Origin of the sequence: Achromobacter sp. 2789STDY5608615 (assembly GCF_001298995.1) — a bacterium.
Lineage (GTDB): Bacteria > Pseudomonadota > Gammaproteobacteria > Burkholderiales > Burkholderiaceae_B > Achromobacter > Achromobacter insuavis.
The window spans coordinates 18,814-39,126 of the sequence record NZ_CYTY01000040.1 but is presented as its reverse complement, the minus strand read 5'-3'; the positions used below and the strand labels follow the sequence as shown (position 1 = coordinate 39,126).

The 20,313-nt window shown below is 65.0% G+C and carries 18 protein-coding genes; 16 read left to right on the top strand and 2 right to left on the bottom strand.

The features are described 5' to 3' along the window. Window positions 1–140 precede the first annotated feature (140 nt). The 4 genes from tig (at window position 141) to lon (ending at window position 6,204) form a co-directional block, all read left to right on the top strand. The gene (gene tig, locus AOZ49_RS25815; RefSeq protein WP_054429956.1) at window positions 141–1,451 is read left to right on the top strand and encodes a trigger factor; all 1,311 of its coding nucleotides are present in this window, start codon (window positions 141–143) and stop codon (window positions 1,449–1,451) included. Between the two features lie 4 nt (window positions 1,452–1,455). Continuing rightward, window positions 1,456–2,109 (top strand): ATP-dependent Clp endopeptidase proteolytic subunit ClpP, encoded by a 654-nt coding sequence (gene clpP / locus AOZ49_RS25810; RefSeq protein WP_006395872.1) that lies wholly within the window; start codon window positions 1,456–1,458, stop codon window positions 2,107–2,109. A 95-nt stretch (window positions 2,110–2,204) separates the two neighbouring features. Then, window positions 2,205–3,503 carry an ATP-dependent Clp protease ATP-binding subunit ClpX gene (clpX, locus tag AOZ49_RS25805; RefSeq protein ID WP_006395871.1) on the top strand — a complete coding sequence of 433 codons (1,299 nt, stop codon included), beginning with the start codon at window positions 2,205–2,207 and terminating at the stop codon, window positions 3,501–3,503. 250 nt (window positions 3,504–3,753) lie between these two features. Next, on the top strand, window positions 3,754–6,204 hold the full coding sequence (gene lon, locus AOZ49_RS25800) for an endopeptidase La (protein WP_054478535.1): 2,451 nt from the start codon (window positions 3,754–3,756) through the stop codon (window positions 6,202–6,204). A gap of 116 nt (window positions 6,205–6,320) precedes the next feature. On the opposite strand, the gene lexA is transcribed toward lon, so the two are convergent. Then, the gene (gene lexA, locus AOZ49_RS25795) at window positions 6,321–6,971 is read right to left on the bottom strand and encodes a transcriptional repressor LexA (RefSeq protein ID WP_054429954.1); all 651 of its coding nucleotides are present in this window, start codon (window positions 6,969–6,971) and stop codon (window positions 6,321–6,323) included. Window positions 6,972–7,126: 155 nt separating this feature from the next. Then, complete coding sequence (locus tag AOZ49_RS25790) at window positions 7,127–8,326, bottom strand: amino acid aminotransferase (RefSeq protein WP_054429952.1); 1,200 nt, start codon at window positions 8,324–8,326, stop codon at window positions 7,127–7,129. A gap of 77 nt (window positions 8,327–8,403) precedes the next feature. On the opposite strand from AOZ49_RS25790, the gene uvrB reads away from it, so the two are divergent. The 12 genes from uvrB to AOZ49_RS25730 all read left to right on the top strand — a co-directional run bounded on the left by uvrB (window position 8,404) and on the right by AOZ49_RS25730 (window position 20,313). Beyond that, a complete protein-coding gene (gene uvrB, locus AOZ49_RS25785) occupies window positions 8,404–10,530 on the top strand; it encodes an excinuclease ABC subunit UvrB (RefSeq protein ID WP_231689756.1) in 2,127 nt (708 codons plus the stop codon). 248 nt (window positions 10,531–10,778) lie between these two features. Continuing rightward, window positions 10,779–11,270, top strand: coding sequence for a low molecular weight protein-tyrosine-phosphatase (locus AOZ49_RS25780; protein WP_054478533.1), 492 nt, complete (start codon window positions 10,779–10,781; stop codon window positions 11,268–11,270). 190 nt (window positions 11,271–11,460) lie between these two features. Further along, window positions 11,461–12,003, top strand: a complete 543-nt coding sequence (iscR, locus tag AOZ49_RS25775) for a Fe-S cluster assembly transcriptional regulator IscR (protein ID WP_035360559.1) — start codon at window positions 11,461–11,463, stop codon at window positions 12,001–12,003. Window positions 12,004–12,021: 18 nt separating this feature from the next. Continuing rightward, window positions 12,022–13,233: an IscS subfamily cysteine desulfurase gene (locus AOZ49_RS25770; protein WP_006395865.1), complete on the top strand. Its 1,212-nt coding sequence runs from the start codon at window positions 12,022–12,024 to the stop codon at window positions 13,231–13,233. Window positions 13,234–13,266: 33 nt separating this feature from the next. Then, a complete protein-coding gene (iscU, locus tag AOZ49_RS25765) occupies window positions 13,267–13,671 on the top strand; it encodes a Fe-S cluster assembly scaffold IscU (RefSeq protein ID WP_006386173.1) in 405 nt (134 codons plus the stop codon). Window positions 13,672–13,673: 2 nt separating this feature from the next. After that, entirely contained in the window at window positions 13,674–13,997 is a 324-nt protein-coding gene (iscA, locus tag AOZ49_RS25760) for an iron-sulfur cluster assembly protein IscA (RefSeq protein ID WP_054478531.1), read from the top strand. A gap of 3 nt (window positions 13,998–14,000) precedes the next feature. Further along, complete coding sequence (gene hscB / locus AOZ49_RS25755; protein ID WP_054429948.1) at window positions 14,001–14,513, top strand: Fe-S protein assembly co-chaperone HscB; 513 nt, start codon at window positions 14,001–14,003, stop codon at window positions 14,511–14,513. A gap of 73 nt (window positions 14,514–14,586) precedes the next feature. Beyond that, on the top strand, window positions 14,587–16,449 hold the full coding sequence (gene hscA, locus AOZ49_RS25750; protein WP_054478530.1) for a Fe-S protein assembly chaperone HscA: 1,863 nt from the start codon (window positions 14,587–14,589) through the stop codon (window positions 16,447–16,449). A gap of 9 nt (window positions 16,450–16,458) precedes the next feature. Then, entirely contained in the window at window positions 16,459–16,800 is a 342-nt protein-coding gene (gene fdx / locus AOZ49_RS25745; protein WP_006395860.1) for an ISC system 2Fe-2S type ferredoxin, read from the top strand. Then, window positions 16,800–16,994 carry a Fe-S cluster assembly protein IscX gene (gene iscX / locus AOZ49_RS25740; protein WP_006395859.1) on the top strand — a complete coding sequence of 65 codons (195 nt, stop codon included), beginning with the start codon at window positions 16,800–16,802 and terminating at the stop codon, window positions 16,992–16,994. The genes fdx and iscX overlap by 1 nt, the downstream gene beginning before the upstream one ends. Before the next feature lie 103 nt (window positions 16,995–17,097). After that, window positions 17,098–17,988, top strand: coding sequence for a methylglyoxal synthase (locus AOZ49_RS25735; protein WP_006395858.1), 891 nt, complete (start codon window positions 17,098–17,100; stop codon window positions 17,986–17,988). Between the two features lie 222 nt (window positions 17,989–18,210). Further along, window positions 18,211–20,313, top strand: coding sequence for a TonB-dependent siderophore receptor (locus AOZ49_RS25730; RefSeq protein WP_054478527.1), 2,103 nt, complete (start codon window positions 18,211–18,213; stop codon window positions 20,311–20,313).

Genomic DNA, 20,313 nt, shown 5'->3' with positions numbered 1-20,313 from the left:
TTCCGGGTGGAAAACGGGGCGCGAGCATCCGGGCTTATCCGGGTGCTCGCGCCCCTTTGCGTCAGGGGTCCGGAAGTTTCCGGTAAAATGCCGCGTTTATCCGCCCGTCATCTCATATCTTTCGGAAAATAGGTCTTTTAATGCAGCCTGTGGTTGAAACCCTCTCCGGCCTCGAGCGCCGTGTTGATCTGGCCGTCTCGGTGGCCGACGTCGAAAAGGAAGTCCAGGCGCAGTTGAAGCGCGTGGCCCGTACCGCCAAGGTTCCCGGCTTCCGTCCCGGCAAGGCGCCGCTCGCCATGCTCGAGCGCAGCCATGGCCCCGGCATCCGCTACGACGTGATCAACAGCCAGGTCGGCCGTGCATTCGAACAAGCCGTCGACGGCGCCAAGCTGCGCGTCGCTGGCGCCCCGAACCTGGAACCCAAGACGGAAGGCGTCGGCGAAGACACGCTGGCCTTCACCGCCACGTTCGAGGTCTACCCCGAAGTCGCCGTGCCGGATCTGTCGGCCCTGGCCGTGACCCGCTTCGAGACCGCCGTCACCGACGCCGAAGTGCAGCAGACCCTGGACGTCCTGCGCAAGCAGCGCGCCACGTTCGAAGCCCGTGAAGGCCGCGCCTCGCAAGACGGCGACCGTGTCACGCTGGACTTCGCCGGCACCATCGACGGCGTGCCGTTCGAAGGCGGCAAGGCCGAAGACTTCCCGTTCGTGCTCGGCCAAGGCCGCATGCTGCCGGAATTCGAAGAAGCCGCCCGCGGCCTGAAGGCTGGCGAAAGCAAGGTCTTCCCGCTCAAGTTCCCCGATGACTACCAAGGCAAGGAAGTCGCCGGCAAGACCGCCGAATTCACCATCACCGTCAAGGAAGTGGCTGAAGGCGTCCTGCCCGAGCTGAACGCCGAATTCGCCAAGTCGCTCGGCCAGGCCGAAGGCGACATCGAAAAGCTGAAGGCCGACATCCGCAGCAACATCGAACGCGAAGTCAAGGTGCGCTCGCAAGGCCGCACCAAGTCCAGCGTGATGGACGCCCTGGTCGAAGCCGGCAAGTTCGACGTGCCGAAGTCGCTGATCGACAACGACGTGCAAGGCCGCATCGCCGCCGCTCGCGAAGAGCTCAAGCAGCGTGGCGTGCCCAACGCCGAGTCGGTGCCGATCCCGGCCGAAGCCTTCTCCACCGAATCCGAGCGCCGCGTGCGCCTGGGCCTGCTGGTGTCGGAACTGGTCAAGCAAGCCCAGCTGCAAGCCAAGCCGGAACAGGTTCGCGCCCGCATCGAGGAATTCGCGGAAAACTACGAACAACCCGCCCAGGTTGTCAGCTATTACCTGGCCGACCGCCAGCGTCGTGCTGAAATCGAGGCTATCGTGCTCGAAGACAACGTCGTCGCGCACGTTCTGGAAAAGGCCAAGGTCACCGACGAAAAGGTGCCTTTCGATCAGTTGATGGGGATGGCGTAACACTATGCAGAGATTCACCGATTTCTATGCGGCAATGAATGGCGGGTCGTCGGTGACCCCCACCGGCCTGGGCTACATTCCCATGGTGATCGAGCAGTCGGGGCGCGGCGAACGCGCCTACGACATCTATTCGCGTCTGCTCCGCGAGCGGCTCATTTTCCTGGTGGGTCCGGTCAACGACGCGACGGCCAACCTGGTCGTGGCGCAGTTGCTGTTCCTGGAATCGGAGAATCCTGACAAGGACATTTCCCTGTACATCAACTCGCCTGGCGGGTCGGTGTACGCGGGCATGGCCATCTACGACACCATGCAGTTCATCAAGCCGGACGTGTCGACCCTGTGCACCGGCCTGGCGGCCAGCATGGGCGCCTTCCTGCTGGCGGCCGGCAAGAAGGGCAAGCGCTTCACCTTGCCCAACTCGCGCATCATGATCCACCAGCCCTCGGGCGGCGCCCAGGGCCAGGCCTCCGACATCCAGATCCAGGCTCGCGAGATCCTGGACCTGCGCGAGCGTCTCAATCGCATCCTGGCCGACAACACCGGCCAGTCGATCGAGCGCATCGCCCTGGACACGGAACGTGACAACTTCATGTCCGCCGAAGATGCGGTATCGTATGGACTGGTCGACAAGGTGATGACCTCCCGTTCGGAAGGCTGACTTCCCGGTTGAGTCCCACCCGCTGTTGCCATGTTTGAGTAAGCGCCGGGCCCTTCACCCGGTCCGGCGCTTCTTTACCTGAGATACGAATACATATGCCAGAAAAAAAGGGATCGGCAGACGCTAAAGTGCTGCATTGCTCGTTTTGCAATAAAAGCCAGCACGAAGTCCGCAAGCTGATCGCGGGTCCGTCCGTATTCATCTGCGATGAATGCATCGACCTGTGCAACGACATCATCCGCGAGGAAGCGCAGGCGACCGCGCGCGCGGCGATTCGTTCCGAGCTGCCCACTCCGGCTGAAATCAAGACGTTCCTCGACCAGTACGTGATCGGGCAGAGCTCGCCCAAGCGCATGCTGGCGGTGGCCGTCTACAACCACTACAAGCGCATCCGCCACGGCGAGATCAAGGGCGACGAAGTCGAGCTGTCCAAGAGCAACATCATGCTGATCGGCCCCACCGGGTCGGGCAAGACGCTGCTGGCGCAGACCCTCGCGCGCATGCTGAATGTGCCGTTCGTCATGGCCGACGCCACCACGCTGACCGAAGCCGGTTACGTCGGTGAAGACGTCGAGAACATCATTCAGAAGTTGCTGCAGAACTGCAACTACGAAGTCGAGAAGGCGCAGCGCGCCATCATCTACATCGATGAAATCGACAAGATTTCCCGCAAGTCCGACAACCCGTCCATCACCCGCGACGTGTCGGGCGAGGGCGTGCAGCAGGCCCTGCTCAAGCTGATCGAAGGCACGGTGGCCTCGGTGCCGCCGCAGGGCGGGCGCAAGCACCCCAACCAGGACTTCGTCCAGGTCGACACGACCAACATCCTGTTCATCGTCGGCGGCGCCTTCGACGGGCTGGAAAAGGTCATCCGCGACCGCACCGAAAAGTCCGGCATCGGCTTCTCGGCCGCCGTGCGCGCCAAGTCCGAGCGCGGCGTGGGCGAGCTGTTCTCCGAGGTCGAGCCCGAAGACCTGATCAAGTTCGGCCTGATCCCCGAACTGGTCGGCCGCCTGCCGGTGGTCGCCACGCTGGACGAGCTCGACGAGGCTGCCCTGGTGCAGATCCTCACCGAGCCCAAGAACGCCCTGCTCAAGCAATTCCAGAAGCTGTTCGCCATGGAAGGCGCCGAGCTGGACGTGCGCCCCGCGGCGCTCAAGGCCATCGCCCGCAAGGCGCTCAAGCGCAAGACCGGCGCCCGCGGCCTGCGTTCCATCATCGAGCAGGCCCTGCTCGACACCATGTATGACCTGCCGTCGCAAGGCAACGTCAAGCGCGTGGTGCTCGACGAAGGCGCGATCGAAGGCGAGGGCAAGCCCTTGCTGATCTACGCCGACGAAGAGGGGACGGCCGAAAAGCCCGAGCGCGGAGAAGTCCGCGATGCCGCGGCCTGACGGATGTTTCAAAAAAACCCGTTTCCGTAACGGGTTTTTTTGTCTCCGGCGCCTGATTGAACGCACACTGCCAGGGTGTGTCCAATAAAACGGGATACCGGCCGCCGATTTTTTTGCCGTTTTGTTTATCCGGCCGCCGGGACCTTGAATTTTCGGCTATTGTTCCCATAACAGACGTAACCGACGGGGCTGTCCGGGTATACCCGGTCATCCTGTCCCCGATACGCCGAGTCATACCGAGGAACCTCCTATGTCTGCCAGCCAGACCCTGCCTTCCGACCCGATCGACCTTCCCCTGCTGCCGCTGCGCGACGTCGTGGTGTTCCCGCACATGGTCATCCCGCTGTTCGTCGGCCGTCCGCGCTCCATCCGCGCGCTCGAGGTTGCGATGGAAGCGGGCAAGAGCATCATGCTTGTGGCCCAAAAATCCGCCGGCAAGGATGATCCCACTCCCGAAGACGTCTACGAGATCGGCTGCGTTGCCGGCATCCTGCAGATGCTCAAGCTGCCCGACGGCACCGTCAAGGTGCTGGTCGAAGGCACCCAGCGCGCCCGCATCAACAGCATCGAGGACGCCGATTCGCACTTCACTTGCCAGGTCACCCCGATCGAGCCGGACGCCGTCCAGGGCTCCGAGACCGAGGCCCTGCGCCGCGCGATCGTCGCCCAGTTCGAGCAATACGTAAAACTCAACAAGAAGATCCCCCCGGAGATCCTGACCTCGCTCGCCGGTATCGATGACGCCGGCCGCCTGGCCGACACGATCGCCGCGCATCTTCCGCTGAAACTCGAGCAGAAGCAGAAGATGCTCGAGATCGTCGGCACCTCCGAGCGCCTCGAAGGCCTGCTCACGCAGCTGGAAACCGAAATCGACATCCTCCAGGTCGAGAAGCGGATCCGCGGCCGCGTGAAGAAGCAGATGGAAAAGAGCCAGCGCGACTACTACCTGAATGAGCAGGTCAAGGCCATTCAGAAAGAGTTGGGCGAAGGCGAAGAGGGCGCCGACATCGAGGAGCTCGAAAAGAAGATCATCGCCGCGCACATGCCCAAGGAGGCACGCAAGAAGGCCGATGCCGAGCTCAAGAAGCTCAAGCTCATGTCGCCCATGTCGGCCGAAGCCACCGTGGTGCGCAACTACATCGATACGCTCATCAACCTCCCCTGGAGGAAGAAGAGCAAGATCAACAACTCCATCTCCAACGCCGAGACCGTGCTCGACAACGACCACTACGGCCTGGAGAAGGTGAAGGAACGCATCCTCGAATATCTCGCCGTGCAGCAGCGCGTCGACAAGGTCAAGGCGCCGATCCTGTGCCTGGTCGGTCCTCCTGGGGTCGGCAAGACCTCGCTGGGCCAGTCCATCGCCAAGGCCACGAACCGCAAGTTCGTGCGCATGGCCCTGGGCGGCGTGCGCGACGAAGCCGAGATCCGCGGCCACCGCCGTACGTACATCGGCTCGATGCCCGGCAAGATCGTCCAGAACATGTCGAAGGTCGGCGTGCGCAATCCCCTGTTCCTGCTCGATGAAATCGACAAGCTGGGCATGGATTTCCGCGGCGATCCCTCGTCGGCGCTGCTCGAAGTGCTGGACCCGGAACAGAACCACACGTTCCAGGACCACTACATCGAAGTCGACTTCGACCTGTCGGACGTCATGTTCGTGGCCACCAGCAACACGCTGAACATTCCGCCGGCCCTGCTGGACCGCATGGAAGTGATCCGCCTGTCCGGCTACACCGAGGAAGAAAAGATCCACATCGCCCGCGACCATCTGCTGCCCAAGCTGATGAAGAACAACGGCGTCAAGGATACCGAGCTGACCGTCGATGACAGCGCGCTGCGAGACATCGTGCGCTACTACACCCGCGAAGCCGGCGTGCGTGCGCTCGAACGCGAGGTGGGCAAGATCTGCCGCAAGGTGATCAAGCAGTTGCTGACCCAGAGCGATCGCGCCAAGGCCGAAGGCAAGACCTTCGAACTCAAGCCGGTCAACGTCACGGGCGACAACCTCAGCGATTACCTCGGCGTGCGCCGCTACACCTTCGGCATGGCCGAAAAGGAAAACCAGATCGGTCAGGTGACCGGCCTGGCCTGGACGGAAGTCGGTGGCGACCTGCTCGCGATCGAAGTGGCGGACATGCCCGGCAAGGGCGTGATCCAACGCACCGGCTCGCTCGGCGACGTGATGAAGGAATCGGTCGAGGCGGCCCGCACGGTGGTGCGCTCGCGGGCGCGTCGCCTGGGCTTTGCCGACAGCGTGTTCGAGAAGCACGACATGCACGTGCACGTGCCGGAAGGCGCGACGCCCAAGGACGGCCCGTCCGCCGGTATCGCGATCACCACGGCCATGGTGTCGGCCCTGTCGCGCATCCCGGTGCGCGCCGACGTCGCCATGACCGGCGAGATCACGCTGCGTGGCGAAGTCCTGCCGATCGGTGGCCTGAAGGAAAAGCTGCTGGCCGCCCACCGCGGTGGCATCAAGACGGTCTTGATCCCGGAAGAAAACGTCAAGGACTTGGCGGAGATCCCGGACAACGTCAAGAACCATCTCGAGATCGTGCCGGTCCGCTGGATCGACAAGGTGCTGGAACTGGCCCTGGAACGCCTGCCGGAGCCGCTGGCTGAAGACGAAGCGGTCAAGGAACCGCTGGTCGCCAAGCCGGCCGAACCGGGCTCGACGGATCCCGTGCTCAAGCACTGATGCCTGGCCCGAGGCGCCCCTTTGCACAAGGGGCGCCCGCAAAAAGAAACCCCGCGCAAGCGGGGTTTCTTTTTTGGCGCGGCGATCGAGCCGGCGCCGGATCGGTAGCAGGGAATTCAGTGCAGCGTGTGCGGCCGGATCAGCCCGACCGCGATGCCTTCCAGCGCGAATTCCTGGTCGGCCTCGACCACGATGACATTGAAATCGGGGTTCTCGGGCAGCAGTTCGATGCGGCCGTTCTGGCGCTGCAGGCGCTTGACGGTGACGTCGTCACCCAGCCGCGCCACCACGATCTGGCCGTTGCGGGCCTCGGACACCTTCTTGACGGCCAGCAGGTCGCCTTCGAGGATGCCGGCGTCGCGCATGCTCATGCCGCGCACCTTGAGCAGGTAGTCGGGGGCCTGCGCGAACAGGCTGGTATCGACGCCGATCTCGCGTTCGACGTGCTCGGCCGCCAGGATCGGGCTGCCGGCGGCCACGCGGCCCACCAGCGGCAGCAGCAGCTGCGCCAGGCCGGGCAGGGGCAGCGGCGCCTGGGTCTGGGCGGGCGAGGCGTCCTTCAGGCGGATGCCGCGCGAAGCGCCGGCCGTGAGCTCGATGGCGCCCTTGCGGGCCAGCGCCTTCAGATGGTCTTCGGCCGCATTGGGCGAGCGGAATCCGAGGGCCTGGGCGATCTCGGCGCGGGTGGGCGGAAAGCCGGTGCGCGCGACGGTCTGCCGGATGAGGTCCAGGATTTGCTGTTGACGATCAGTGAGTTTGCTGGCCATGGCGATGATCCGTTGGTGAGTCGGACTGTACATATATACAGCGGCATTCTGGGGGACATAACGCAAAAATGCAAGCGTTGATCGGCCCGGTAATGTGACAGGCAATGAAAACGGGACCCGAAGGTCCCGTTTGAGGGTGTTGCTGGCGGTGTGTCTTACAGCACCGCGGCGATGCCCTTGGCCACCTGGTCGATGTTGCCGCTGTTGAGCGCGGCGACGCAGATGCGACCGCTGGAGACGGCGTAGACGCCGTGCTCTTCGCGCAGGCGATCCACCTGGGCCGAGGTCAGGCCCGAGTAGGAGAACATGCCGCGCTGCTCCAGCACGAAGCTGAAGTCCTGCTTGCCGCCGTGTTCCTTGATCTTCTCGACCAGCTGCTTGCGCATCAGGCGGATGCGGTCGCGCATGGCGCCGAGTTCCTCTTCCCACATGGCGAACAGCTCGGGCGAGTTCAGCACGGTGGAGACGATCGTGCCGCCATGGGTGGGCGGGTTGGAGTAGTTGGTGCGGATGACGCGCTTGAGCTGGCTCAGCACGCGGGCGGCTTCGTCCTTGCTGCCGGCCACGACCGTCAGGGCGCCGACGCGCTCGCCGTACAGCGAGAACGACTTCGAGAACGACGAGCTGATGAACATCGTCAGGTCGAGGTCGGCGAACAGGCGCACGACCGCGGCGTCTTCGCGCAGGCCTTCGCCGAAGCCCTGGTAGGCGATGTCCAGGAACGGCACCAGCTTGTTTTCCTTGACGACCGCGGCGATCTGCTTCCATTGGTCGAAGGTGGGGTCGACGCCGGTCGGGTTGTGGCAGCAGGCGTGCAGCACGACCACGGTGTTGGCCGGAGCGGCCTTCAGGGCGGCCAGCATGCCGTCGAAGTTCAGGCCGCGGGTGGCGGCGTCGTAGTAGGCGTAGGTGCCGACTTCGAAGCCGGCGCGTTCGAACAGCGCGCGGTGGTTTTCCCAGCTGGGATCGCTGATCAGGACCTTGGAGGTCGGCAGCAGCTGGCGCAGGAAGTCGGCGCCGATCTTGAGCGCGCCGGTGCCGCCCAGGGCCTGGGTGGTCAGGACGCGGCCGGCGGCGGCCAGCGGGGAATCCTTGCCGATCAGCAGGGCTTGCGCGCCCTGGTTGTAGCCGGCGATGCCTTCGATCGGCAGGTAGCCGCGGGCGGCGGCGGCCTCGATGCGGGCGATTTCCGCCTTGCGCACGGCGCCCAGCAGGGGAATGCGACCCTGGTCGTCGTAGTACACGCCCACGCCCAGATTGACTTTACCGGGGCGGGTGTCCGCGTTGTATTGTTCGTTCAGACCAAGAATGGGGTCGCGCGGCGCGAGTTCGACGGAATCGAAAAGGGTGCTCATGGGACTCTGCTGAGGGTGAGTGGACGCAGTCGGAAGTGCTGTGGATAATGGGGGGTTTACCCTGGGAACAGTCTAGCATGCCTAAGAGCGCAATAGACCCGAGCGCGGCGGGTGCCGCAGCCATTGGCGCCGTCACCGACGGGGCGGCCGATACGGCCCCTGGCGCTGCCGCGGCGGCCCCAGGCCCGGGGTTCATCGATTACCCCGACAGCCCGTTTCACCTGTACCAACCGTATCCGCCCGCCGGCGACCAGCCGGGCGCAATAGAGGGACTGATCCAGGGCGTGCAGGACGGCCTGATGTACCAGACCCTGCTGGGCGTGACCGGTTCGGGCAAGACCTACACCATGGCCAACGTCATCGCCCAGTTGGGGCGGCCGGCGCTGGTGCTGGCGCCCAACAAGACGCTGGCGGCGCAGCTGTACGCGGAAATGCGCGAGTTCTTCCCCAAGAACGCGGTGGAGTACTTCGTCTCGTACTACGACTACTACCAGCCCGAGGCCTACGTGCCGACGCGCGACCTGTTCATCGAAAAGGACTCGTCGATCAACGAGCACATCGAGCAGATGCGCCTGTCGGCCACCAAGAGCCTGCTGGAACGTCGCGACACCATCATCGTCGGCACGGTGTCGTGTATCTACGGTATCGGCAACCCCGGCGACTACCACGCGATGGTGCTGATCCTGCGCGCCGGCGACCAGATCTCGCGGCGTGAGATCCTGGCGCGGCTGGTGGCCATGCAGTACACCCGCAACGACGCCGAATTCACGCGCGGCGTGTTCCGCGTGCGCGGCGAGACCATCGACATCTTCCCGGCGGAAAGCGCCGAACTGGCGCTGCGCCTGACGCTGTTCGACGACGAGATCGAAAGCCTCGAGCTGTTCGACCCGCTGACCGGCCGCATCCGCCAGAAGCTGCCGCGCTTCACGGTCTATCCCGGTTCGCACTATGTGACGCCGCGCGACACCGTGCTGCGCGCCATCGAGACCATCAAGGAGGAGCTGCGCGAACGCACCAAGCGCTTCGTCGACGACGGCCATCTGGTCGAGGCCCAGCGCCTGGAGCAGCGCACCCGCTTCGACCTGGAAATGCTGCAGGAACTGGGCTTCTGCAAGGGCATCGAGAACTACTCGCGCCATCTGTCGGGCGCCGCGCCCGGCGAGCCGCCGCCCACGCTGATCGACTACCTGCCGGGCGACGCGCTGATGTTCATCGACGAGAGCCACGTCACCATCGGCCAGCTCAGCGCCATGTACCGGGGCGACCGCTCGCGCAAGGAAACCCTGGTGCAGTATGGCTTCCGCCTGCCGTCGGCGCTGGACAACCGGCCGCTCAAGCTCGAGGAGTTCGAGGCCCGCATGCGCCAGTGCGTGTTCGTGTCGGCCACGCCCGCGGCCTATGAAAAGGAACACGCCGACAACGTGGTCGAGCAGGTGGTGCGGCCCACCGGCCTGGTCGATCCGATCGTCGAGGTGCTGCCGGCCCGCACCCAGGTCGATGATCTGCTGGGGCAGATCAAGGTCCGCACGGGGCAGGGCGACCGCGTGCTGGTCACCACCCTGACCAAGCGCATGGCCGAGGACCTGACCGACTTCCTGACCGAGCACGGCGTGCGGGTGCGCTATCTGCACTCCGATATCGACACCGTCGAACGCGTGGAAATCATCCGCGACCTGCGCCTGGGCACGTTCGACGTGCTGGTGGGCATCAACCTGCTGCGCGAGGGCCTGGATATTCCGGAAGTGTCGCTGGTGGCCATCCTGGATGCCGACAAGGAAGGCTTCCTGCGTTCCGAGCGCAGCCTGATCCAGACGATCGGGCGCGCCGCGCGCAACCTGAACGGCCACGCCATCCTGTACGCCGACCGCATCACCGATTCGATGCAGCGCGCCATGGAGGAAACCAGCCGTCGCCGCGCCAAGCAGCTGCAGTTCAACGCCGACCATGGCATCACCGCCCGTGGCGTGCATAAGGCGGTGCGCGAACTGATCGACGGCATCGTCGCGCCGGTGCAGCACGACGCGCTCGAAGCCGCGGTGCCGGCCGAATTGCTCAAGGACGAGAAGGCCCTGGCGCGCGAAATCAAGCGCCTGGAAAAGCTGATGATGGACCATGCCCGCAACCTCGAGTTCGAGCAGGCCGCCGCCGCCCGCGACGCCCTGACGGCGTTGAAGCAGCGGGTGCTGCTGGACGGCGCGGTATGAACGCAATCCGTATCTAAACGTATCTTTTCGCTGACAACATGCTGAATATTGGAAGAAGTCATCATGTTGTCAGCGGATGTCCGAAATTTGCGCGAATGACGCATCCGCAGCCTTCCGGGGCGTCTCAGATATAGATGTTAACTATATGATTTATTGGCGTTATTTTCGGGTCCGGGCTGGCTTGTAACGGATGGCGAAACCACAAAAAAAGCTTGCCTTATCTCGGGTTTTCCCGCACACTTACTCCCATGATGACCAAGGTACTTTTCGTTTGCATGGGCAATATCTGTCGCTCGCCGAGCGCAGAGGGCGTGTTTCGCCATTTGGTGAACGACGCGGGTTTGGGCGATGTGGTTCGCATCGACTCCGCGGGCACGCACGCGTTTCACATCGGCGAGGCGCCTGATGCCCGGGCGCAGGCCGCAGCGCGCAAGCGCGGCTACGAGATCACGCACTGTGAGGCCCGCCAGGTCACCGCGGAAGACTTCCGCGACTTCGACCTCATCCTCGCCATGGATTGGGACAATCTGTCCGCCATGCGGCAACAGTGCCCCAAGGCGTACCAGCACAAGCTGATGCTGCTGATGCGCTTCGCCAATGAGTTCGAAGAGGCTACCGTGCCCGATCCGTACTACGGCGGTGCCGACGGCTTCGGCAAGGTGCTGGACTACCTCGAAGACGCCTGTCAGGGCGTGCTCGAACTGGTCCGCAAGCGCGCTACCCAATACCAGGCGGCTTGATCCCCTGTGCGCCGGGGCGCCCTGCGGGGCGCCTGGCCGATTGGCAGTGAAAAGAACCGCGCGACAGCGCGGTTTTTTCTAGCCGGGAGCCATACCAAATTACTCGGGAATTTGCTATACTTGAGCCAATTACTCGGGTATTGACCGCCGGATTCGCCGGCGGCCATTGCCGAATCACAGGGAATTCACCATGCGGCTAACTACCAAAGGGCGTTTCGCCGTGACTGCCATGATCGATCTGGCTATGCGGCAGCATAGCGGCCCGGTCACTCTTGCGGCCATCAGCCAGCGTCAGAATATTTCGCTTTCCTATCTGGAACAGCTGTTCGGGAAACTGCGCCGCCACGAACTCGTGGACAGCGTGCGCGGCCCCGGCGGCGGTTACTCGCTCGCCCGCCTGGCGCGCAACGTGACCGTGGCCGACATCATCTTCGCCGTCGACGAACCGCTGGACGCGACCAGCTGCGGCGGCAAGCGGGACTGTACGAGCGGCAACGACGGCAAGCCTGGCAAGTGCATGACGCATGAACTCTGGGCCACGTTGAATCGCAAGATGGTCGATTACCTGGATTCGGTGTCGCTGCAAGATCTGGTCGATCAGCAGCGCGTGCGCCAATTGCAGGAAGCCAACAATCAAGCGCAGGCCTGCGCGGTGCGCGTGAATCGGGTGGGAGGCACCAATAACGCCGCCAATGCCCCGACCACCACCGTCGCGGCCAATGCCACCGTATAAGCAGTAGGAGTTGTAGATATGACCACCCGCCCGATTTACCTGGACTACTCGGCCACGACCCCGGTCGACCCGCGCGTCGTCGAAAAGATGGTGCCCTGGCTGTACGAAAGCTTTGGCAACCCCGCTTCGCGCAGCCACTCGTTCGGCTGGGAAGCCGAAGACGCCGTCGAACGTGCCCGCGAGGAAGTCGCCAAGCTGGTGAACGCCGATCCGCGCGAAATCGTCTGGACCTCCGGCGCCACCGAGTCGGACAACCTGGCCATCAAGGGCGCCGCCAACTTCTACGCCGAGCGCGGCAAGCACATCATCACCATCAAGACCGAGCACAAGGCCGTGCTCGACACCTGTCGTGAACTCGAGCGCCAGGGCTTTGAAGTGACCTACCTGGACGTCAAGGACAACGGCCTGATCGATCTGGACGTCTTCAAGGCGGCGCTGCGGCCCGACACCGTGCTGGTGTCGGTGATGATGGTGAACAACGAAATCGGCGTCATCCAGGACATCGAAGCCCTGGGCGAGATCTGCCGCGAGAAGGGCATCATCTTCCACGTCGACGCCGCGCAAGCCACCGGCAAGGTCGAGATCGACCTGCAGAAGCTGAAGGTCGACCTGATGGCGTTCTCGGCCCACAAGACCTACGGCCCCAAGGGCATCGGCGCGCTGTACGTGCGCCGCAAGCCGCGTGTGCGCATCGAAGCGCAGATGCACGGCGGCGGCCACGAGCGCGGTTTCCGCTCGGGCACGCTGGCCACGCACCAGATCGTCGGCATGGGCGAGGCCTTCCGCCTGGCCCGTGAAGAAATGGGCACCGAAAACGAGCGCATCCGCATGCTGCGTGATCGCCTCTGGGCTGGCCTGTCGCAGATCGAAGAGGTCTACCTCAACGGCGACATGGACCACCGCGTGCCGCACAACCTGAACGTCAGCTTCAACTATGTCGAAGGCGAGTCCCTGATCATGGCGATCAAGGAACTGGCCGTGTCCAGCGGTTCGGCCTGCACCTCGGCCAGCCTGGAACCTTCCTACGTGCTGCGCGCTCTGGGCCGCAACGACGAGCTGGCGCACAGCTCGATCCGCTTCACGCTGGGCCGCTTCACCACCGAGCAGGAAGTCGACTACACCATCGAACTGCTCAAGAGCCGTGTCGGCAAGCTGCGCGATATGTCGCCGCTGTGGGAAATGGCCAAGGAAGGCATCGATCTGAATACCGTGCAGTGGGCCGCGCACTAAGCGCCCGCGCCAAAGAATACGTGGAGAACTAACATGTCTTACAGCACCAAAGTCCTGGATCACTACGAAAACCCGCGCAACGTCGGTTCGTTCGACAAGTCGGACGACTCGGTGGGCACCGGCATGGTCGGCGCGCCGGCCTGTGGCGACGTCATGAAGCTGCAGATCAAGGTGAACGAAGCCGGCGTCATCGAAGACGCGCGCTTCAAGACCTATGGCTGTGGCTCGGCCATCGCCTCCAGCTCGCTCGTGACCGAATGGGTCAAGGGCAAGACGCTGGACGAAGCGATGAACATCCGCAACACGCAGATCGCCGAAGAACTGGCCCTGCCGCCCGTGAAGGTGCACTGCTCGATCCTGGCCGAAGACGCGATCAAGGCCGCCGTGCAGAACTACAAGGAAAAGCATTCGGTTCCGGCCGAAGCTGTTGCGAGCTGAACATGTCCGTTACCCTGACCCAACAGGCCGCCACCCACATCGGCCGCTACTTGCAAAAGCGCGGCAAGGGGATCGGCTTGCGCCTCGGCGTTAGGACGACGGGTTGTTCCGGCATGGCCTACAAGCTGGAGTACGTGGACGACGCGGCGCCCGAGGACGAGGTGTTCGAGAGCTTCGGCGTGAAGGTGTTCGTCGATCCCAAGAGCCTGGCCTACCTGAACGGCACCGAGCTCGACTACGCCCGCGAAGGCCTGAACGAAGGCTTCAAGTTCCGCAACCCCAACGAGAAGGCGACCTGCGGCTGCGGCGAGTCGTTCACGGTGTAAGTCTTGGCTGGAGACGATCACTTCAGCCTGTTCGGCTTGCCGTCACGCTTCGACCTGGACGCCCAGGCGCTGGAATCGGCGTGGCGCACCGTCGCCGCGCAGGTGCATCCCGACCGCTTTGCCACCGCCAGTCCCGCGGAACGCCGCGTGGCCATGCAGTGGGCGGCGCGCGCCAATGAGGCCTACCGCCAGTTGCGCGATCCGCTGTTGCGGGCGCGCTATCTGTGCGAGCAGGCCGGCGTGGATCTGCAGACCGAGAGCAATACGTCGATGGACACGGCTTTCCTGATGCAGCAGATGACCTGGCGCGAAATGATGGACGATGCGCGCGACGACGCCGGCGTCCTGGCCGCGCTGCGGACCGAGCTGGAGGAAGCCCGGCAGCAGATGCGCACGGTGTTGACGCACCTGCTGGACGAACAGCGCGACTACGCCGCCGCGGGTCTCAAGGTGCGGGAATGGATGTTCGTGGAGAAGCTGGCGCAAGAGCTGGCCCACGCCCATCCCGATTCCTAGCCAACGGGACCGGGCAAGGCCCGGCCGCGAGGCGACCCGGACTTCGCCGCCTACTGAGTAGAAAAGAACAATCATGGCCTTATTGCAGATATCCGAGCCCGGCGAATCGCCCGCGCCGCACCAGCGCAAGCTGGCGGTGGGGATCGACCTGGGCACCACCAATTCCCTGGTTGCCGCGGTGCGCAGCAGCGTTGCCGAAGTCCTGCCCGATGCGCAGGGCCATGTGCTGCTGCCCTCGGCGGTGCGCTATTTTCCCGGCGGCAAGGTCACGACGGGCCGCGAGCCCCTGGCGCAGCAGGCCGAGGATCCGCTGAACACGGTGGTGTCGGTCAAGCGTTTCATGGGCCGTTCGCTGGAAGAGGCGCGCGCCACGCGCGCGCCGTACGAATTCGTGGATGCGCCCGGCATGGTGCGCATCCGCACGGCGCAGGGCGACCTGAGCCCGGTGGAAGTGTCGGCGCAGATCCTGGCGGTGCTGCGCCAGCGCGCCGAGGACGTGCTGGGCGACGACCTGGTGGGCGCCGTCATCACGGTGCCTGCCTATTTCGACGACGCCCAGCGCCAAGCCACCCGTGACGCCGCGCGCCTGGCCGGCCTGAACGTGCTGCGCCTCTTGAACGAGCCGACCGCCGCGGCGATCGCCTACGGCCTGGATAATGCCGCCGAAGGCGTGTATGCCGTCTATGACCTGGGCGGCGGCACTTTCGATATTTCCATCCTGCGGTTGACGCAGGGCGTGTTCGAAGTGATCTCGACCGGCGGCGATACCGCGCTGGGCGGCGATGATTTCGATTCGCTCATTGTCGATCACGTGGTGGCGGCCGCGGGCGCCACCGACCTGACACACGCCGACCGGCGCGGCCTGCTGATGGCGGCGCGCGCGGCGCGCGAGGCGCTGTCGGACGCGCAGGACGCCACGCTGAAACTGACGCTGGCCAACGGCCAGGTCATCGATCACACGCTGACCCGCACCCAGTTCGAGGCGCTGGCGCAGCCGCTGGTGCAGCGCACGCTGGAGAGCGCGCGCCGGGCGCTGCGCGACGCCGCGCTGAAACCCGCCGACGTGCGTGGCGTGGTGATGGTGGGCGGCGCCACGCGCATGCCGGTGGTGCGCGCCGCGGTCGGCGAGATGTTCGGCGCCGAGCCGCTGACCGATCTGGATCCGGACCAGGTGGTGGCGCTGGGCGCCGCGCTGCAGGCCAATCTGCTGGCCGGCAACCGCGCGCCGGGCGAGGACTGGCTGTTGCTGGACGTGACGCCGCTGTCGCTGGGCCTGGAAACCATGGGCGGGCTGGTCGAGCGCGTGATTCCGCGCAATAGCACCATTCCGGTGGCGCGCGCGCAGGAATTCACGACGTTCAAGGATGGCCAGACGGCCATGAGCATCCACGTGCTGCAGGGCGAGCGCGACCTGGTGACGGATTGCCGTTCGCTGGCGCGCTTCGAACTGCGCGGGATTCCGCCGATGGTGGCGGGCGCCGCGCGCATCCGCGTGACGTTCCAGGTGGACGCGGATGGCCTGTTGAGCGTGACCGCGCGTGAACAGAGCACGGGCGTGGAAGCGGCGGTGTCGGTCAAGCCTTCGTATGGCCTGAGCGACGACGAAGTCGCGCGCATGCTGGCCGATAGCGTGGCGCAGGCCGACAACGATGCCCGCGCCCGCATGCTGCGCGAGCAGCAGGTGGAAGCGCGCCAGCTGGTCGAATCGGTGCAGGCCGCGCTGGCGGTGGACGGCGACCTGCTGAACGCAGAGGAACGCCAACGGGTCGATGAATGCCTGCAGGCGGCCGCCCGCGCCCAGGAGGCGCAGGACGTGGACGCGGTGAAGGCCACGGTCGAGGCCCTGTCGGCCGCGACCGATGAATTCGCCGCGCGCCGCATGGACCGCAGCATCCGCGCCGCGCTGGCCGGCCGCAAACTTGACGAAATCGCCTGATAAGAAGCTATGCCGAAACTGACTGTACTGCCTCATCCCGACTACTGCCCCGAGGGCGCCGTGATCGAGGACGCGCCCAAGGGCGTGTCGATCTGCCGCGTCCTGCTGGACAACCACATCGACATCGAACACGCCTGCGAGCTGTCGTGCGCGTGTACGACCTGTCACGTGGTGGTCAAGCAGGGTTATGCATCGCTGGAAGACGCGACCGACGACGAAGAGGATCTGCTGGACAAGGCCTGGGGCCTGACGCCGACCTCGCGCCTGTCGTGCCAGGCATTGGTGACGGACGCCGACCTGACGGTGGAGATTCCCAAGTACACCATCAACCACGCGAAAGAGGGCCATTGATGAAGTGGACCGATACTTACCAGATCGCCGAGGCGCTGGCGGATACGCATCCGGATGTCGACCCCAAGACGCTGCGTTTCACGCAGCTGCGCGAATGGGTGCTGGCCTTGCCGGGCTTCAATGACGACCCGGAACGCAGCGGCGAGAAGATCCTGGAGGCCATCCAGATGGCCTGGATCGACGAGGCCGACTGATCCTGGCGCGAAACGCTCCCCTCGGGGAGCGTTTTTTGCATTGGGGCCGCGCACGCGGGGTATCATCAAGGCTCTCTTCGTTGTCCTTGCCCTGAGTCTACCGATGCCCGCTGCTCCCCTGCGCTTTGGCCTGGCCGCCAACCGGCTGCACCATGAATCGCCCGATGCCGCCTTGTTCACCTGGCTGCGGGCCTGTTCGTCCACCATCCGCGAACTGGGCGTGCAGTTGCATACCGTGGGCCGCACCCACGATGCCATCGTGCGCGAGGGCATGCTGCAAGGCTATTCCGGCCTGATCCGCTATCCGTATGGCCGCGAAGGCGGGCTGATGAAGCTGGTGGCGCGCGTGACCGAGGGCCGCGATGGGCAGGAGCCGTTCGATGGCGCGATCTACCTGATCGATCCGGTGGACCCGTCGTCGATCTTTCCCGAGGCGCTGGCGCTCAAGCGCCAGTGCATCACGCATGGCCGGCCGTTCATCTCGACGCTGGCCGGCGCCATCGAGTGGATGGAGGTCGAGCGCGTGCATGCGGGTCTGGCGCCGGACATGGCGGCGTCGCGGCTGTTCAACTACACCGGCCAGACGCTGGCGCTGATCGCGCACGATGCGCTCAAGGACGAGATGGTGGCGTTCGCCGCCGAGCACTTCGACGTGCTGTCGCAATTCGCGCGGCGCGTGGCCACCGGCACCACCGGCGGCCGCCTGAACGAACTGGCCTGGTCGCGCGGCTGGCCCAAGGACACACCGTGGGTGCACCGCTACCTGAGCGGTCCGCTGGGCGGCGATGCGCAGATCGCGGAACTGGTGCTGGAGCACCAGTGCCAGCGCGTCATCTTCTTCGAAGATCCCCATGTGGCGCGCCAGCATGAGGCCGATATCCAGCTGCTCGAACGCGCGGTGCGCGTGGTGACGGAGTCGGCCACCTGCGCGACCTCGCCATCGGTGGCGCGGCGCTGGGCCAAGGCGGTGGAGTTGCGCGCCGGGCGCGGTTGACCCGGTTGTGTGTTGTCGAGGCGCCCTGTGGGGCGCCTTTTTTCTTGTCGTTTTCCCTGATGGGGGAGGGACGTTTGGGGCGTTTTGCCCGTGGGCGGCCTGTTGTAAACAGGGGAAGTCTTTCCTTTTGTAGGGAAAAGGAACGATTTCAATAACGAGAAACATTAACATTTGGCTCTTCAAAATTTATCAAGGGGAGCCACGTCGATGTTTGATCCTGCCATGTCCCGCCGCGCCAGCCTGGCGGCGGCGTTGAGCCTGCTGCCGGCCGCGCTGGTCGCGCAGTCCGCGCCCGTCGAACCGACCACGTTGCCGTCGGTCAAGGTGGAAGGCAGCGCGGAGACGGCGACCAGCCCGGTGCTGGGCTACGCCGCCACGCGTTCGGCCACCGCCACCAAGACGGACACGCCGCTGAACGAGACGGCGCAGTCGATCACCGTGGTGCCGCGCGACCAGATCGTGGACCAGGGCGCCACCAGCCTGCAGGAGGCGCTGGGCTATGCGGCCGGCGTGCGCTCCGACGCCTACGGCCTGGATTCGCGCAGCGACAGCGTGCGGGTGCGCGGGACCGATGTCGACGTCTACCTGGACGGCATGCGCCAGGCGTTCGATTACTACACCAGCACGACCCGCCCCGATCCGTACATGCTGGAACGCATCGAGGTGCTGCGCGGGCCGGCGGCCATGACGTATGGCCAGGGCAGCACGGGCGGCCTGATCAACATGGTCAGCAAGCGCCCGTTGGCCGAGGCGCAGCGCGAGGTCGGCGTGCAGGTGGGCAACCATGGGCGCAAGCAGGCGCAGATCGACCTGACGGGGCCGGTCACCGAGGATGGCCAATGGCTGTACCGCCTGGTGGCGTTGCAGCGCGATGCCGACACCCAGGTGCATCATGTGCCGGACGACCGCACGCTGGTGGCGCCGTCGCTGACCTGGCGGCCGAGCGCGGCGACGTCGCTGACGCTGCAGGCCCTGTACCAGAAGGACAAGTCGGGTTCGACCGCGCAGTTCATGCCGTGGTCGGGCATGCGCACGCCGAATCCGAACGGCATGATTCCGACCTATCGCTTCATCGGCGAACCGGACCATGACCGCTACGATTCCGAGCGCCGCAGTTTCGGCTGGCTGTTCGAGCACCAGTTCAACGACAAGTGGTCGTTCAGCCAGGGTTTCCGCCACGCCAACAACAAGGTGACGTACTTCACGCACTACGCGGACGCGTTCTCGGTGCCCGGCGGCTGGGCGGATGATCCGATCAACCAGCGCATCATCGGCCGCTATGCCGATGACACCATCACCAAGGTGCGCATGGACACGTTGGACCAGCATCTGACGGGCGAGGTGAGCACCGGCGCGGTGACGCACAAGCTGCTGTTGGGGCTGGACTGGTCGCGCTACCGGCGCGACCGCCAGAGCGGCAGCGGCAAGGATACGATCGACGCCTATGATCCGGTGTATGGCAACGGCTATATCCCCGAGCTGACCGGCGAGCCGCGCTTCACGCAGCGCCAGACGGGCCTCTACCTGCAGGACCAGATGAAGATCGGCCAGCACTGGATCGTGACGGCGGGTCTGCGGTACGACCGCGCGCGCAGCCAGCTCGAAGGCGGCGAGGTGGACAAGGCGCAGGCCACCACCAAGCGGTTCGGGCTGATGTACGCCGCCAGCAATGGCTGGTCGCCGTACATCAGCTACAGCGAATCGTTCACGCCGGTGGCCAGCACCACGCGCAGCACGCCCGACGGCGCCGTGCCCGAGCTGTACAAGCCGCTGCGCGGCAAGCAGTGGGAGGCGGGCGTCAAGTACCAGTCGGCGGATGGCGCCCACCTGGCCACCGCGTCGGTGTACGACCTGCGCGAGAAGAACCGCCTGGTGCCGGATCCGACGGCGGCGTTGAACAACATCCAGACCGGCAAGACGCGCACGCGCGGCCTGGAGCTGGAATGGCGCGGCCAGGTGACGTCGTCGTTCGACGTGATCGCGCACTACAACTACATCGATCTGGATCCGCAGCTGGAAGGCATTCCGCGCCATCAGGCCGCGGCGTGGGGGCGCTACCGTTTCGCGCTCGACAACCTGGATGGGCGCTTCACGGTGGGCGCGGGCACCCGCTGGATGGCGTCGTTCCGCGATGGCGATGGGCCGAAGCTGGCGCCGGTGTGGCTGGTGGACGCCATGATGGCGTACGAGACCAACCACTGGCGCTATGCTTTGAACGTCAACAACCTGACCGACAAGACCTATCTGGCGACGTGCCTGTCGCGCGGCGATTGCTGGTACGGCGCGCGCCGCAGCGCGATCGCCAGCGTCACCTACAAGTTCTGA